18 protein-coding genes and 1 other annotated feature are annotated in these 13,565 nt (G+C 41.7%); of the genes, 4 read left to right on the top strand and 14 right to left on the bottom strand.

The features are described 5' to 3' along the window. Positions 1-212: 212 nt before the first annotated feature. The 7 genes from copZ to I2C87_RS02130 all read right to left on the bottom strand — a co-directional run bounded on the left by copZ (position 213) and on the right by I2C87_RS02130 (position 6,919). Positions 213-419 (bottom strand): copper chaperone CopZ, encoded by a 207-nt coding sequence (gene copZ / locus I2C87_RS02160; protein WP_129269436.1) that lies wholly within the window; start codon positions 417-419, stop codon positions 213-215. Between the two features lie 48 nt (positions 420-467). Further along, positions 468-2,696, bottom strand: coding sequence for a heavy metal translocating P-type ATPase (locus tag I2C87_RS02155; RefSeq protein WP_195323811.1), 2,229 nt, complete (start codon positions 2,694-2,696; stop codon positions 468-470). Continuing rightward, on the bottom strand, positions 2,693-3,127 hold the full coding sequence (locus tag I2C87_RS02150) for a CopY/TcrY family copper transport repressor (protein ID WP_195323810.1): 435 nt from the start codon (positions 3,125-3,127) through the stop codon (positions 2,693-2,695). The genes I2C87_RS02155 and I2C87_RS02150 overlap by 4 nt, the downstream gene beginning before the upstream one ends. A gap of 312 nt (positions 3,128-3,439) precedes the next feature. Then, positions 3,440-4,630, bottom strand: coding sequence for a methionine adenosyltransferase (gene metK, locus I2C87_RS02145; RefSeq protein ID WP_195323809.1), 1,191 nt, complete (start codon positions 4,628-4,630; stop codon positions 3,440-3,442). Between the two features lie 192 nt (positions 4,631-4,822). Then, entirely contained in the window at positions 4,823-5,359 is a 537-nt protein-coding gene (locus I2C87_RS02140) for a hypothetical protein (RefSeq protein ID WP_195323808.1), read from the bottom strand. Positions 5,360-5,551: 192 nt separating this feature from the next. After that, the gene (locus I2C87_RS02135; protein WP_195323807.1) at positions 5,552-6,001 is read right to left on the bottom strand and encodes a hypothetical protein; all 450 of its coding nucleotides are present in this window, start codon (positions 5,999-6,001) and stop codon (positions 5,552-5,554) included. A 423-nt stretch (positions 6,002-6,424) separates the two neighbouring features. Next, positions 6,425-6,919 carry a hypothetical protein gene (locus I2C87_RS02130; protein WP_195323806.1) on the bottom strand — a complete coding sequence of 165 codons (495 nt, stop codon included), beginning with the start codon at positions 6,917-6,919 and terminating at the stop codon, positions 6,425-6,427. A gap of 235 nt (positions 6,920-7,154) precedes the next feature. Here I2C87_RS02130 and I2C87_RS02125 point away from each other — a divergent pair, with 235 nt between their 5' ends. Genes I2C87_RS02125 through I2C87_RS02110 form a run of 4 tightly spaced genes read left to right on the top strand, consistent with a single transcriptional unit; the run spans position 7,155 to position 10,101 of the window. Further along, positions 7,155-7,835: an amino acid ABC transporter permease gene (locus I2C87_RS02125; RefSeq protein WP_195323805.1), complete on the top strand. Its 681-nt coding sequence runs from the start codon at positions 7,155-7,157 to the stop codon at positions 7,833-7,835. Beyond that, positions 7,795-8,472: an amino acid ABC transporter permease gene (locus I2C87_RS02120; RefSeq protein ID WP_006596050.1), complete on the top strand. Its 678-nt coding sequence runs from the start codon at positions 7,795-7,797 to the stop codon at positions 8,470-8,472. Before I2C87_RS02125 ends, I2C87_RS02120 begins: the two co-directional genes overlap by 41 nt. A 1-nt stretch (position 8,473) precedes the next feature. After that, complete coding sequence (locus tag I2C87_RS02115; RefSeq protein ID WP_048716917.1) at positions 8,474-9,232, top strand: amino acid ABC transporter ATP-binding protein; 759 nt, start codon at positions 8,474-8,476, stop codon at positions 9,230-9,232. An 11-nt stretch (positions 9,233-9,243) separates the two neighbouring features. Beyond that, a complete protein-coding gene (locus I2C87_RS02110) occupies positions 9,244-10,101 on the top strand; it encodes a cysteine ABC transporter substrate-binding protein (protein ID WP_048716914.1) in 858 nt (285 codons plus the stop codon). Positions 10,102-10,250: 149 nt separating this feature from the next. Here I2C87_RS02110 and I2C87_RS02105 read toward each other — a convergent pair whose 3' ends face one another. The 7 genes from I2C87_RS02105 to I2C87_RS02075 all read right to left on the bottom strand — a co-directional run bounded on the left by I2C87_RS02105 (position 10,251) and on the right by I2C87_RS02075 (position 13,535). Then, the gene (locus I2C87_RS02105) at positions 10,251-10,397 is read right to left on the bottom strand and encodes a hypothetical protein (RefSeq protein ID WP_195323945.1); all 147 of its coding nucleotides are present in this window, start codon (positions 10,395-10,397) and stop codon (positions 10,251-10,253) included. Between the two features lie 91 nt (positions 10,398-10,488). Beyond that, a complete protein-coding gene (locus I2C87_RS02100) occupies positions 10,489-10,956 on the bottom strand; it encodes a deoxycytidylate deaminase (RefSeq protein WP_195323942.1) in 468 nt (155 codons plus the stop codon). A 104-nt stretch (positions 10,957-11,060) separates the two neighbouring features. After that, on the bottom strand, positions 11,061-11,420 hold the full coding sequence (gene rplT / locus I2C87_RS02095) for a 50S ribosomal protein L20 (protein WP_000124834.1): 360 nt from the start codon (positions 11,418-11,420) through the stop codon (positions 11,061-11,063). A gap of 49 nt (positions 11,421-11,469) precedes the next feature. After that, the gene (rpmI, locus tag I2C87_RS02090; protein ID WP_001125942.1) at positions 11,470-11,670 is read right to left on the bottom strand and encodes a 50S ribosomal protein L35; all 201 of its coding nucleotides are present in this window, start codon (positions 11,668-11,670) and stop codon (positions 11,470-11,472) included. Between the two features lie 33 nt (positions 11,671-11,703). Beyond that, on the bottom strand, positions 11,704-12,234 hold the full coding sequence (infC, locus tag I2C87_RS02085) for a translation initiation factor IF-3 (RefSeq protein WP_006597373.1): 531 nt from the start codon (positions 12,232-12,234) through the stop codon (positions 11,704-11,706). A 15-nt stretch (positions 12,235-12,249) separates the two neighbouring features. Continuing rightward, positions 12,250-12,380: a sequence feature (ribosomal protein L20 leader region), on the bottom strand. A gap of 20 nt (positions 12,381-12,400) precedes the next feature. After that, entirely contained in the window at positions 12,401-13,084 is a 684-nt protein-coding gene (gene cmk / locus I2C87_RS02080) for a (d)CMP kinase (RefSeq protein ID WP_006596044.1), read from the bottom strand. A gap of 10 nt (positions 13,085-13,094) precedes the next feature. After that, entirely contained in the window at positions 13,095-13,535 is a 441-nt protein-coding gene (locus I2C87_RS02075) for an SAG1386/EF1546 family surface-associated protein (protein WP_006597409.1), read from the bottom strand. Positions 13,536-13,565 lie beyond the last annotated feature (30 nt).

Genomic DNA, 13,565 nt, shown 5'->3' with positions numbered 1-13,565 from the left:
TTCGGTAAAAAATTACCGCATCTATTATATCATAAAAACGCTTCATTTTCCACTACTTCTTATCTTTTGATCGGTCAATCCAATCCTTAGAAAACCTCGACTATATGTTTTACTATTTTTTTATATTTTTGCTAACAACCCTAATTTATTTATGTGTTCTCTTGTTGTTTTTTTAAAAAAAGGCAGCCCTTTTCGGACCGCCTTTTCTGACTTTATTTCACTTCATTTCCTAATTCATATTTACTGCCTTTTAAAGCTCGACTCAAGGACCATTTCCAAGGTTTCCCTTCAATAGTTACTTGTTTTTTCTCTAAATCAACTTTTACTTCTTCTACACCTTTTACAGCAGATAATTTTTCAGTGACAGCATTGGCACAACCTTGGCATTTCATTCCTGTAATTTCGTATGTTTTTGACATAATTATTTTCCTTTCTTTTACTCGAGGAGGTAACTTTTCTCCTAGTTCTTACAATTTTTTTCTCTTTAATCTGAGAGCATTCAGTACAACCGATACTGAACTAAAACTCATGGCTAGACCTGCTAACATCGGGTTTAAGAGCGGGCCACCAAAGAGATAGAGAAGGCCCATCGCCACCGGAATGGCTAAAACATTGTAGATAAAGGCCCAGAACAAGTTTTCCTTGATGGTTTTAATCGTGTAACGACTAATTTCCAAGGCTCGGACAACATCCATTAATTGCGGTTTCATGACGACGATATCGGCACTTTCCATGGCGATATCTGTCCCAGATCCCATGGCAATTCCGATATCCGCGGTTGCAAGAGCTGGTGCATCGTTGATTCCATCTCCCACCATGATCACAGACTTGCCTTCTGCTTGCAAATCTTGGATCACCCGTGATTTTTCTTGAGGAAGGACCTGACTGATGATCTGCTGGATTCCAGCCTTCTTGGCAATCGCTCGAGCAGTCCGTTCATTATCCCCAGTCAGCATGATGACCTCCTTGCCCATTTTTTCTAAGCTAGCAACCATTTCTAAACTATCTTCCTTGATCCGGTCTGCTACCCCAAATAGGGCCAAGAGTTGTCCATCTTCAGCTAAGAAAATCGGGGTTTGTCCATCCTGAGTTAAGTCCTCCAAGTCAGCCTTGGCAAGATGAATATCGATTCCTTCCTCATCCATGAGTGTTTGATTCCCAGCCAGATAAACCTTCCCACCATAGTTAGCAGTGAGGCCCCTTCCTGTTAGACTAGAGAAGTTTTCCATCTCTAATAAGTCTATATGCTCTTCTTTCGCAGCATCCAAAATAGCTTGTCCTAGTGGATGTTCGGATTTGGCTTCCAGAGAAGCTAGGACTTGTAAGGCATGGTTCGTTTGACCATAGGTATAGGAAGAAGACAACTGAGGCTTTCCTTGGGTTATGGTCCCCGTTTTATCAAAGACCAAGACTTGTGCTTGATGGGCTAACTCAAGGACATCCCCTCTCTTGTAGAGGATTCCATGCTCTGCCCCTAAGCCTGTGCCCACCATAATGGCTGTCGGAGTCGCCAAGCCTAGGGCACATGGACAGGCAATGACCAAGACACTGATCGTAACCGTCATAGCAAAGGTGAAAGTTTCACCCATGATAAAGTACCAAAAGAGGCCTGATAAGAGGGCAATCCCCATGACTACAGGGACAAAGACTCCTGCCACTTGATCGACAATCTTGGCAATCGGTGCTTTGGTTTGTTGGGCATCTTCCACCAGCTGAATGATTTGTGCTAGCAAGGTATCTCGACCAACTTTTTCAGCCTGATAAACCAAACTACCTTGTCCATTTATGGAACCAGCGTAAACTGGACTGCCTTCCGTTTTTTGGATGGGGATAGATTCACCTGTCAGCATACTTTCATCAATGGATGATTGTCCGGAAACCACTTGACCATCAACGGCTATTTTTTCACCAGGTTTGACTAGGATCTGATCTCCAATGACCAAGTCTTCTACAGGTAGTTTCAATTCCTTTCCATCACGTAGGACTGTTGCCTCTTTAGCCGCCAGATGCATGAGCTTTTTGATGGCTTGAGAAGTACGCCCTTTTGATAGCGTTTCAAAATACTTACCCAAAGTAATCAAGGTTAAAATCACGGCTACAGATTCAAAATAAAGCTGGTGCACGTGATGGTGGTGGCCAAGCAAAATGTGATAAGTCCCATAAAGACTATAAAGAAAGGCTGCACTAGTCGCTAGAGCTACCAAAGCATCCATATTGGGATGTCCTTTTAGAAGGGTTCGGAAGCCATTTCGATAAAAGGCTCGACCGAAAACCATCACAGGGATGGTCAAGAACAAAAGAACAAGAGTATAAGCCACAGGTGCTCGATCAGGTGAAACAAATGCGGGTGCTGGTAGGCCAATCATGGGCCCCATTGCTAGATAAAAGAGAGGCAGGGTGAAGACGGAAGACCAAAAGAGGCGTTTTCGGATCAATTGTAGCTTGTCACCTTCTCGCTCTTCTTGGCTCTTAGCTGTATCTGGATTGTATACTACTGCCTCATAACCGGCGTCCGCTACTGCTTTTGAAATAGCCTCTGGACTCAAAGGTTCCCCCTGATATTCAACCGTCATTTTTTCAGTAGTCAGATTCACTGTCGCTTTTTCAACACCCTCCAGATGGTTAACAGCTTTCTCCACATTGATGACACAGGATGCACAGGTCATCCCATTGACGACAAAAGTTTCTTCTTTCATATCTCTTCCTCCACATGACTGGCACAGTGACATTGACCAGGTTGACAATCACATTGAACCCTCTCGACGCTCATTTTAGAAGCCAGAAGGTCTTGGATCCCCTTCATTTGTTCCTCGGTCATAGGGGTTTGCTGGATTAATCTCTCCAATATGTGACCATGCTTGGTCAAGCAGATCTTACTTAAAACTTCATTGACAGCTGTAAAATTAGCCTCTTCTTCATTGAGGATAGCCTGATACAAATAGGTCCGACCTTCTCTTCGGCTTGTCAAATAGCCCTTATCTGCTAACCGTCCCAAAAGGGTTTTCACAGTTGAGGCAGACCAGTCCTGCTTGCTAGAGAGAATCTTGGTTATTTCTGTAGAAGTCGCTTCCCCCTTAGTCCAGAGAACTCTCATCACTTCCCATTCCGCACTTGAAATCTTTGCCATTCTTTTACCTTTCTAGCTCACATCAAGAACAATTGATTTACATTTGTAGTTTTATTATACACCTTCCATTTTGCTTGTCAATCATTTTGTTTACATTTGTAGATTAATTTCATAAAAAGAGAGTGGGACAGAAATCGGTAATTCGTTAGAATTCGATTTCATCGTCCCACCTCTGCACAGTTGAGTAGGGCTGTAAAAGCTGATGAAATCAGCGTAGTAGAGCCCACTCAACCACTGCGTCTTGCTCGACAAACCAAAGATAATTGAGAGTTGAGAGGCTAGGACTTTTGTCCCAGCCTCCTTTCTATATCCTTAGTTAACTGCTTCTTTCAAGGCTTCTACCTTGTCCAAACGTTCCCATGGTAGATCGATATCAGTACGTCCCATATGTCCATAAGCCGCTGTTTGACGGTAGATTGGACGTTTGAGATCCAACATTTTAATAATCCCTGCAGGACGAAGGTCAAAGATTTGACGCGCTGCTGCTTCTAATTTGCTTTCAGTAACTGTTCCTGTACCGAAAGTATCGATACGAACAGATACAGGGTGAGCCACCCCAATCGCATAAGCCAATTGCACTTCTGCTTTCTTAGCAAGACCTGCAGCAACAATGTTTTTAGCGATATAGCGAGCTGCATAAGAAGCTGAACGGTCCACCTTAGTTGCGTCCTTACCAGAGAAGGCGCCACCACCGTGACGTGAGTAACCACCATAGGTATCTACGATAATCTTACGACCAGTCAAACCTGAATCTCCTTGAGGTCCTCCGATAACGAAACGACCTGTTGGATTGATGAAGAATTTTGTTTCATCATCCAGATAAGAAGCTGGAATCACTTCTTTGATGACCTTATTGATCACATCTTGGTGAATTTGTTCATTGCTCACTTCTGGATCGTGTTGAGTTGAAATAACAACCGTATCCACGCGCACCGGCTGGTCATTTTCATCATACTCAACAGTGACTTGAGACTTGGCATCTGGACGAAGATAGCTGATCTCGCCAGACTTACGAAGTTCTGCCAAACGACGAACCAATTTGTGGCTGAGTGAAATTGGTAATGGCATAAGTTCATCTGTTTCATCCACTGCAAAACCAAACATGAGACCTTGGTCTCCTGCTCCAATCAAGTCAAGTGGATCTTGGTCTGTATTTCCACGCACTTCCAAGGCTTCATTAACCCCTTGAGCAATATCAGGAGATTGTTCCACCAAAGATGGGTGGACTCCAACTGTTTCAGCCGAGAATCCATACTCAGTGTTTGTATAACCGATCTCTGCAATGGTATCACGAACCACACGGTTAATATCGACATAAGCTGTAGTTGAAATCTCACCAAAGACATGCACGGAACCAGTATAAACAGCTGTTTCTGCAGCCACGTGTGCTTCTGGATCTTGCTCTAAAATAGCATCCAAAATAGCATCTGAAATTTGGTCTGCAATCTTATCTGGATGCCCCTCAGATACCGATTCAGACGTGAATAATTTACGTTCTGACATAAAAATGTCCCCCCTTAAAAAATAATTGTTATAGAGTTACAAAGAACTGGTAGATGCTTTCTACCACCTTATCGGGACCATATAACTTAACTATTATACCACGATTTTGCACCAGTATTCCTTTTTTATAAAAAGAAAAAGATATAGTTTGAAACTATATCTTTTAACTTAACCTCTTTCCAACTCTAATTCCTACAGTAGCAAGGTCCCTATTAATACAAGGATAGTGGAAATGATAGATGGAATTTGAATACCTAACCAAGCTGGATCACCAGCAAAAAGCATGGACGCAAAATAGAGAGTTACTGAAACAAATAGCATCGTCTTATTAGCCGTTTTCGTACCAATGCCAAGCAAGACTGTCGCAGCAATATAACAAGTAAGGTAAGAGCCCAAAAAGAACAAAAAGACAATCGCCCATCCTCCCATTACCACAGCACTACCTATAAAAAGCATCAGTAAGCCCATGTTTACGAAAAATACAAGAGTTAGAAGGCCCCTATTAGGAACAGAATTTTCTGGGGCTTGTTCCGCCATTGGTGGCTGAGCAGGATTTTCTGGACCTTGATCCGACATTTGTGGTTGAACAGGGTTTTCTGGGCCTTGAGCCCCCATTGGTGGCTGAGCAGGGTTTTCTGGGCCTTGATCCCCCATTCGTTGCTGAATAGATTCTTCAGGCATTCCGTCTTTGTCTTGGTTTGTTTCACAATTTAGCTGTTGATCTGTCATAATTTTCTCCTGACATTTTTCTAAAATATTTTGCTTTTCTTAAAAAGCTGGAATAAACGATTTTATAAGTGATATTCACTGAATTCTTCCATGCATCTAATGACATTTTTAAAATATACAAGTTGATAGAATTTCTTGACTCGATAGGATCATTGATCAAGCAAATACTGATTTAAAAGAGTTTCCCCCTTCTTAATATCTCAATACTTCTTTATCTTCTTTCGCTAGGATTGTTCCTATTAAAACGAGAATAGATAAAACTATCGGTGCAATTCGGAAAACTCCCCAGTCTGGATCATAAGCTAAAATAATGGACAGTATATAAAGTACGAAACTTGTATAGAGTAGCGTTTTATTCCCTTTCTCCATCCCTATTCTAAGGAAAATGGCTCCAATAACAATACTTAAAAAGTTTGGTCCTAGAAAAATTAAAATGAAAAGTCCCCAAGCATTACCCGAAAGTGCAAAGTAAGAGATAAACAATACAAGATAGATAATGGATAAGTAAAAGGCGACTGAAAGAAGAATGGAAGTAAATTTGATTTTTGTTGGATAATTCTGAATAGGTGCCGAATTAAAACCATCTCCACTTATCCTAATCCTATCTTTATTTTCTTCAACATTATTCTGCTGATATGGCATAGCTTTCTCCTTTCCTTTTCTTATTACTTTATTTATGTTTTCTCTTAAAACATTTATACACTATTTCATCATTCTTTTCATTAACCGTAAGACAACTGGAATCCTACCAAGGAATTGCAGGATAGTGACGCCCAAGGAAACCAACGGAACGATCGGATACCAGGTATGCTCTTTTCTAATCGAAGAACATAATCGTACCCGATCCATTTTCATTACCTGCTATCCAAACAGTCGAAATATAAAGAAAGGTTACAAAATAAATTAGCCCTGATACCATTTATTTCTAGACATTTATTTCACTCCACTTTCAAAGTAAAGTATAAATTGATTTATTACCTCTCATTATACCACAATTTGTAACCGCTTCCTCCATGTTTTCTCGATATATAAAAAAGATAGGATTTTTCGCCCTATCTTCTATAATTACTCTCCATTATCAAACATTACAGTTCCGAAAAAAACCACTATAGCTATTACAATAGGCATAAACAAAAATATTCCCCCAGCTGGGTCATACGCTGCAATCATCGAGACAAAATATAAAACTGCGGATGTATAGAGAGTTGTTCTATTCCCCATCGTTTTTCCACTCCAAAGCAGAAGGGTAGCAATGATAATACAGAGAAAATGGAGTTGTAACATAATTGTCCATTCTCTAAATGCGATCGCGACGAGTAAAGACCATCCTAGGTATATAGTTGCGAAAACAAGTGCAATAGATAGTACTATCGTACTTCCGACTCTTTTTTCTGGCTTCATCTCATTGTTAGAAAGGAGACTGTCTCCTAAAAAATATGCCTCTTTGTCTTTATTTTTTGGGGGATTCTGCTCTGCCCCCGCCATGGATGACTGAACAGTCCCCTCAGTCACACCTTGATGCCCTTGGTTTGATTCATATTGTGGATCTTGGTCTGTCATCGCTCTTCCTCCTCTTTTATAAGGTTAAGTGATTTAGAGTTTCTTACTCCTATTATACCCCATTTGATAATCTATAGCATCGCCTATGATGAGTGATAAATTTTATCTATCAGCTTGATAAATTTTCCATATTATTCAAATGTTTTTTTTCGTGTTACAATGTGACAGTATTATTTTCTAATCAGTAAGGTAGCATTTCTTTTTTCCTTGCTCATTAGAGAGGAGGAAATCATTTTTGGATTGGTCAATTGTTGAACAATACTTTCCACTCTACCAGCAGGCCTTTTTCTTGACCTTTCACATTGCTGTATGGGGGATTTTAGGTTCATTTCTTTTAGGACTGATTGTCAGTATCATCCGACATTATCGTTTACCGATTTTAAGTCAACTAGCTGGCTGTTACATCGAACTTTCTCGAAATACACCGCTCTTGATTCAGCTCTTCTTCCTCTACTTTGGATTGCCAAGGATAGGAATCGTCCTTTCTTCAGAAGTCTGTGCAACCATTGGTCTCATCTTTTTAGGTGGTTCCTATATGGCTGAGTCCTTCCGAAGCGGTCTAGAAGCTGTCAGTCAAACCCAGCATGAAATCGGTCTCTCCATTGGACTAACACCCAGACATGTCTTTCGCTATGTGATTCTACCGCAAGCGACCGCAGTGGCTCTGCCTTCCTTTAGTGCCAATGTCATTTTCCTGATTAAAGAGACCTCTGTATTCTCTGTAGTCGCTTTAGCTGACCTCATGTATGTCGCAAAAGATTTGATCGGACTCTATTACGAGACAGACATCGCCCTGACCATGTTGGTCATTGCCTATCTGCTTCTCTTACTACCGATTTCACTTCTCTTTAGTTGGATAGAAAGGAGATTACGCCATGCAGGATTCGGGAATCCAAGTACTCTTTCAGGGAAATAATCTCCTTCGAATACTCCAAGGCTTGGGCGTGACCATTGGGATTTCCATTATCTCTGTCTTCCTATCCATGATCCTTGGAACTTTACTCGGAATCGTGATGACTTCTCATTCAAAAGTCATTCGTCTGCTCACTCGCTTTTATCTGGAATTTATCCGGATCATGCCCCAGTTGGTCTTGCTCTTTATCGTATACTTCGGCTTGGCCCGCAATTTCAACATAAACATTTCTGGTGAAAGTTCAGCTATTATCGTTTTTACCCTTTGGGGAACGGCTGAGATGGGGGATTTGGTCCGAGGGGCCATCACTTCTCTTCCAAAACACCAGTTTGAAAGTGGACAAGCCTTAGGACTAAGCAAGGTCCAACTATATCGCTACATCATCATCCCACAGGTTCTCAGACGATTGCTTCCACAAGCTATTAACTTGATTACCCGTATGATAAAGACAACCTCCTTAGTGGTCCTCATCGGGGTTGTTGAAGTTACCAAGGTCGGCCAACAAATCATCGATAGCAACCGCCTGACCATCCCAACCGCTTCTTTTTGGATTTATGGAACCATTTTAGTCTTGTACTTTATTGTCTGCTTCCCTATTTCCAAATTAGCAGGACAGTTAGAAAACCACTGGAGGAATTAATATGTCTGAAACCATTTTAGAAATCAAGGACCTAAAAAAATCCTTTGGAGACACTCCTATCCTCCAAGGGCTTTCCCTCAAAGTTCAAAAAGGGGAGGTCGTAGTGATCTTGGGGCCTTCTGGTTGTGGTAAGAGTACCCTCCTTCGTTGTATCAATGGCTTAGAAAGCATCCAAGCTGGCGATATTCTCTTGGATGGTCAATCCATTACCAAAAACCAAAAAGACTTCCACCTGGTCCGCCAAAAGATTGGGATGGTCTTCCAAAGTTATGAACTCTTCCCCCATTTAGACGTCCTCCAAAACTTGATTCTTGGTCCTACAAAAGCTCAAGGACGAGCTAAAGAGGAAGTCATCAAGGAAGCAGAAGAGTTACTGGAACGGGTCGGTCTCTTGGAGAAGAAACATAGCTACGCAAGGCAGTTGTCTGGTGGACAGAAGCAACGGGTAGCCATTGTCCGCTCCCTCCTCATGCATCCAGAAATTATCCTCTTCGATGAGGTGACAGCCTCTCTAGACCCTGAGATGGTGCGGGAAGTCCTAGAACTCATCAACGACCTGGCCCAAGAAGGACGGACCATGATTCTGGTGACCCACGAGTTACAGTTCGCACAAGCTATTGCCGATCGGATTATTTTCTTGGATCAGGGCAAAATTGCCGAAGAAGGAAGTGCTCACTCCTTCTTTACCAACCCACAAACCCAACGAGCACAAGAATTTTTAAATGTATTTGACTTTAGCCAATTTGGCTCATATCTATAAAGGAGATTTTTATGAAATTCATTAAACCAATTTTAGTTCTTTTTACCTTCGCTCTCGCTTTGCTCTTTATCACTGCATGTGGCTCTAGCAAGTCATCATCTTCTTCTACCGGCTCTAAAGCACGTACCATTGAAGAAATCAAGAAAAGTGGCGAGCTTCGTATCGCAGTCTTTGGAGACAAAAAACCTTTTGGTTATGTTGATAATGATGGATCCTACCAAGGTTACGATATCGAACTAGGAAACCAATTAGCTAAAGACCTTGGTGTCAAACCGAAATATGTATCAGTGGATGCAGCTAACCGTGCGGAATACTTGATCTCCAATAAAGTGGATATCACATTGGCCAACTTCACCGTAACTGATGAGCGGAAGAAACAAGTAGACTTCGCCCTTCCTTACATGAAGGTTTCACTCGGTGTGGTGTCTCCTAAAGATAAGGTTATCACTGATGTGAAACAATTGGAAGGAAAGACCTTGATCGTAACCAAGGGAACTACTGCTGAAACCTACTTCGAAAAGAACCATCCAGAAGTAAAACTTCAAAAATATGACCAATACAGCGATGCCTATCAAGCTCTCCTAGATGGACGTGGCGATGCCTTCTCAACAGACAACACAGAAGTCCTTGCTTGGGCCCTTGAAAACAAAGGATACGAAGTTGGAATTACTTCACTTGGTAATCCAGATACTATCGCACCAGCGGTTCAAAAAGGAAACAAAGAACTCCTTGATTTCATTAACGATGACATTCAAAAGCTTGGAAAAGAAAACTTCTTCCACAAAGCTTATGAAAAAACTCTTCACCCAACCTACGGCGATGCTGCAAAAGCAGATGACCTCGTTGTTGAAGGTGGCGAAGTGAAATAACAAAAAAAGACTCTATCGCAATGATAGAGCCTTTTTTCTTGTCAAAAACTATTTTCCTTAGTATCTTTGGTCGTTTCACCTAAAAGAAAGCACCCAGTAGGACATCCATGGCTAAACAGAAAGAGAGGATCTGTAGTGGCCACAGCAAGCTATAAAAGAATCTGAATGATTGACAACCAGATAATAGGGGGATTCTCTCCGTTTTTAGGCTCTCCGGATAAGAGCATAAATACTTGAAAAAGAGCCCCAAGAACCTGGACTAGTAAGAGAATGAGGTAGCAAATTTTACGGTTCATCACAATCTCCCCCCTCTAGACGAATCAGTGAAGCGTGATCTCAAAAATAAGCTTTCAATTTAATTGTAGGTAGTGAGACAGCAATCCATTCTTAAATAAAGTCAGCTTCAGCAATAGCTTCTTTGACCACTTCCAATGGAAGATGGACTAGCTCTACTTCTTTTTCACGGTAGAGATACTCAGCATACTCATCAATGCGGTATTGATGGATATAAACCACCCGCTTGCAGCCAACTTGAAGCAGCTGCTTGGTACAATTGAGGCAGGGGAAATGGGTCACGTAGGCTGTGAAACCTTTGGGAATCCCCCGTTCCGCTCCCTGTAAAATGGCATTGACCTCTGCATGGAGGGTCCGAACACAGTGTCCCTCCACCATGAGGCAGTCATGATCCAAGCAATGCTCCGTACCAGAGACAGAGCCATTGTAACCCGTCGCAACCACCTTATGATCCTTGACCAATACAGCACCCACCTTGGCTCGCTTACAAGTTGCTCGATTTGATATTAACAAAGCCTGTGCTGCAAAATACTCATCCCAAGCTAGTCGATTGTGTGTCACCTTTGTATCCTCCATCTCTCCTCATATCGGTTACGATTATTTTCATTATAGCATGAAATTAGCAAGAAAAAAAGACTGAGAAAATCTTCCCAGTCTTATAAACATTATTTACCAAGTTTTGCTTTAGCTGCATCTGCAAGAGCTGTGAAAGCTGCTGCATCGTTAACAGCCAAGTCAGCAAGCATTTTACGGTTAACTTCGATCTCAGCCAATTTCAAACCATGCATCAATTGTGAGTATGAAAGTCCGTTCATACGAGCTGCCGCATTGATACGTGTGATCCACAATTTGCGGAAGTCACGTTTCTTTTGACGACGGTCACGGTATGCATAGTAGTAAGAGTTCATTACTTGTTCTTTTGCAGTACGGAACAAGATGTGTTTAGCTCCATAGTAACCTTTAGCTAATTTAAGAATACGTTTACGACGTTTGCGTGATACAACGCCACCTTTAACACGTGCCATTTATATTTCCTCCAATATTTCCTAGAATTCTTTACTTACAAATACGCGATTATTTCAAGCGAGTAAGCATTGCTTTGATACGTTTGAAATCTCCTGAATGCACCATAGATGCTTTACGAAGATGACGACGTTGTTTCTTAGTTTTTCCGTGGAAACGGTGAGAAGTGTAAGCACGGAAACGTTTAAGTCCACCAGAACCTGTACGTTTGAAACGTTTAGCTGATGCGCGGTGTGTTTTTTGTTTTGGCATGATATTTTCTCCTTTTTTTAACTTTCTGACAGATTATTTCTTGTCAGTTGCTGGTGCCAACTGCATGAACATTTGACGACCATCCATTTTAGCACGTTGTTCGATGATAGCAATATCTTGAGTTGCTTCAGCGAAGTCGGCTAAAACTTTTGCCCCAATCTCTTTATGGGTGATCATACGACCCTTAAAGCGAATGGAAACCTTCACTTTGTTCCCTTTTTCAAGGAACTTGCGAGCATTGCGAAGTTTTGTATCGAAATCACCCTTGTCAATAACTGGGCTCAAACGAACTTCTTTCACGGTCACAACGCTTTGTTTTTTGCGTTGTTCTTTTTGTTTCTTCTGGTACTCAAATTTGAACTTACCGTAGTCCATAATTTTCGCAACAGGAGGTTTAGCTTGAGGTTGAATGAGAACCAAGTCCACATTAGCGTCGTCCGCAAGTGCTTGCGCTTCACCAAGTGGTTTGATACCCAATTGTTCGCCCTCAAGACCGATTAAGCGAACTTCACGTACACGAATTTCATCATTGATGAATAAGTCTTGCTTTGCTATGGTTTTCACCTCTTTTTTTATTTTAGAGAAAAACAAGAGCGGACTTGCTAACGCAAACCCGCACTACATGATTATATTTCATTTCTGAAACTTGATCCGTAGGGGCCAGACAACGTTAGTCGCAAGGCGAGAAGTTCTCACTTCTGCTTTTCTCAACTTTTATATGATATCAAGTTTATGATGGATTGTCAAGGATTTTTTTTGCTTTTTCTTCAATAAATGCAACCACTTGATCAATCCCGACACCAGTCGTATCAAAATGAATGGCATCGTCTGCTGGTTTCAATGGCGAAACCTCTCGGTGACTGTCTTTGTAGTCCCGCTCAGCAATTTCTTTTTTCAATACTTCTAAATCTGTTTCAATGCCCTTGCTCAAATTTTCCTTATAGCGACGTACTGCACGTTCTTCTACAGAAGCCACTAGGAAAATCTTCAATTCTGCATCTGGTAAGACAACCGTCCCAATATCACGACCGTCCATGACGATCCCACCTTGAGCAGCAATCTGTTGTTGCTGGGCTACCAAGCGCTCACGGACAGGAGCCAAGGCAGATACCCAAGAGACATTATTGGTCACTTCATTGTCACGAATTGGATGAGTCACATCGACATCAGCTACGAAGACTAATTGCTGCCCGTCTTCAGAGCGCCCAAAGCTCACAGGATATTGGTTCAGCAAATCAACCAACTGGTCAACATCTGCTTCAGTCAGATCATGACGAAGAGCCAGATAGGTCGCTGCGCGATACATGGCACCCGTATCGAGATAAGTGTAGCCTAAATTTTTAGCAATAATCTTAGCAACAGTTGACTTCCCGCTAGATGCAGGGCCATCAATCGCGATTTGAATCTGTTTCATAGCTTATCCTTTATTTAATCTTGACGACATCTCCTGGATTTGCATACCATGATCCAGTAGACATGTGAGATGGATTCAGTTGCTCTAATTCGGCGATCGAAATGCCAGCACGCGCCGCAATTGCTGCTTCTCCTTCACCAGCTAGGACTGTAATCGTACCTTCTTCAGATTCTTCTGCACTTGCTTCCTCTGTCTGTTCTGCAGCTGGAGCACTACTTGCTGCAACGACTGTTGTTTCACCATTGTAGAAACCGCTCATTTGTTTCTTCTTATCGCTTCCACCTGTAGAAAGGTAAACTAAGAAGCAGACCATCGCTACAATAATAATAAAGAAAATAATCGCCAAGATGGTCAACAAGCGATCAGCTTTTATTCCATTTAATTTGTTTGTTCGTTTCAATGTTTCTTCTCCGTCATCATAAATTTCTTCTTCCCATGGCTCTTTCGGCATAACTTCCTCCTTGTGTTTTCCTGTTAAAAT

It is taken from the genome of Streptococcus sp. 1001283B150225_161107_H12 (genome assembly GCF_015552665.1).
In the GTDB taxonomy this organism is placed as follows: Bacteria; Bacillota; Bacilli; order Lactobacillales; family Streptococcaceae; genus Streptococcus.
Note: the sequence above shows the minus strand (reverse complement) of the source record. Positions and strands in the feature narration are given on the sequence as shown.

Bases quoted from the DNA above. Each gene is read 5' to 3' on its own strand.
- I2C87_RS02155 (WP_195323811.1), bottom strand. From the start codon at position 2,696: ATGAAAGAAGAAACTTTTGTCGTCAATGGGATGACCTGTGCATCCTGT.
- I2C87_RS02075 (WP_006597409.1), bottom strand. From the start codon at position 13,535: ATGCCGAAAGAGCCATGGGAAGAAGAAATTTATGATGACGGAGAAGAA.
- copZ (WP_129269436.1), bottom strand. From the start codon at position 419: ATGTCAAAAACATACGAAATTACAGGAATGAAATGCCAAGGTTGTGCC.
- I2C87_RS02130 (WP_195323806.1), bottom strand. From the start codon at position 6,919: ATGACAGACCAAGATCCACAATATGAATCAAACCAAGGGCATCAAGGT.
- I2C87_RS02110 (WP_048716914.1), top strand. From the start codon at position 9,244: ATGAAATTCATTAAACCAATTTTAGTTCTTTTTACCTTCGCTCTCGCT.
- I2C87_RS02120 (WP_006596050.1), top strand. From the start codon at position 7,795: ATGCAGGATTCGGGAATCCAAGTACTCTTTCAGGGAAATAATCTCCTT.
- I2C87_RS02150 (WP_195323810.1), bottom strand. From the start codon at position 3,127: ATGGCAAAGATTTCAAGTGCGGAATGGGAAGTGATGAGAGTTCTCTGG.
- I2C87_RS02135 (WP_195323807.1), bottom strand. From the start codon at position 6,001: ATGCCATATCAGCAGAATAATGTTGAAGAAAATAAAGATAGGATTAGG.
- I2C87_RS02140 (WP_195323808.1), bottom strand. From the start codon at position 5,359: ATGACAGATCAACAGCTAAATTGTGAAACAAACCAAGACAAAGACGGA.
- rpmI (WP_001125942.1), bottom strand. From the start codon at position 11,670: ATGCCAAAACAAAAAACACACCGCGCATCAGCTAAACGTTTCAAACGT.
- I2C87_RS02105 (WP_195323945.1), bottom strand. From the start codon at position 10,397: ATGAACCGTAAAATTTGCTACCTCATTCTCTTACTAGTCCAGGTTCTT.
- rplT (WP_000124834.1), bottom strand. From the start codon at position 11,420: ATGGCACGTGTTAAAGGTGGCGTTGTATCACGCAAACGTCGTAAACGT.
- cmk (WP_006596044.1), bottom strand. From the start codon at position 13,084: ATGAAACAGATTCAAATCGCGATTGATGGCCCTGCATCTAGCGGGAAG.
- I2C87_RS02115 (WP_048716917.1), top strand. From the start codon at position 8,474: ATGTCTGAAACCATTTTAGAAATCAAGGACCTAAAAAAATCCTTTGGA.
- metK (WP_195323809.1), bottom strand. From the start codon at position 4,630: ATGTCAGAACGTAAATTATTCACGTCTGAATCGGTATCTGAGGGGCAT.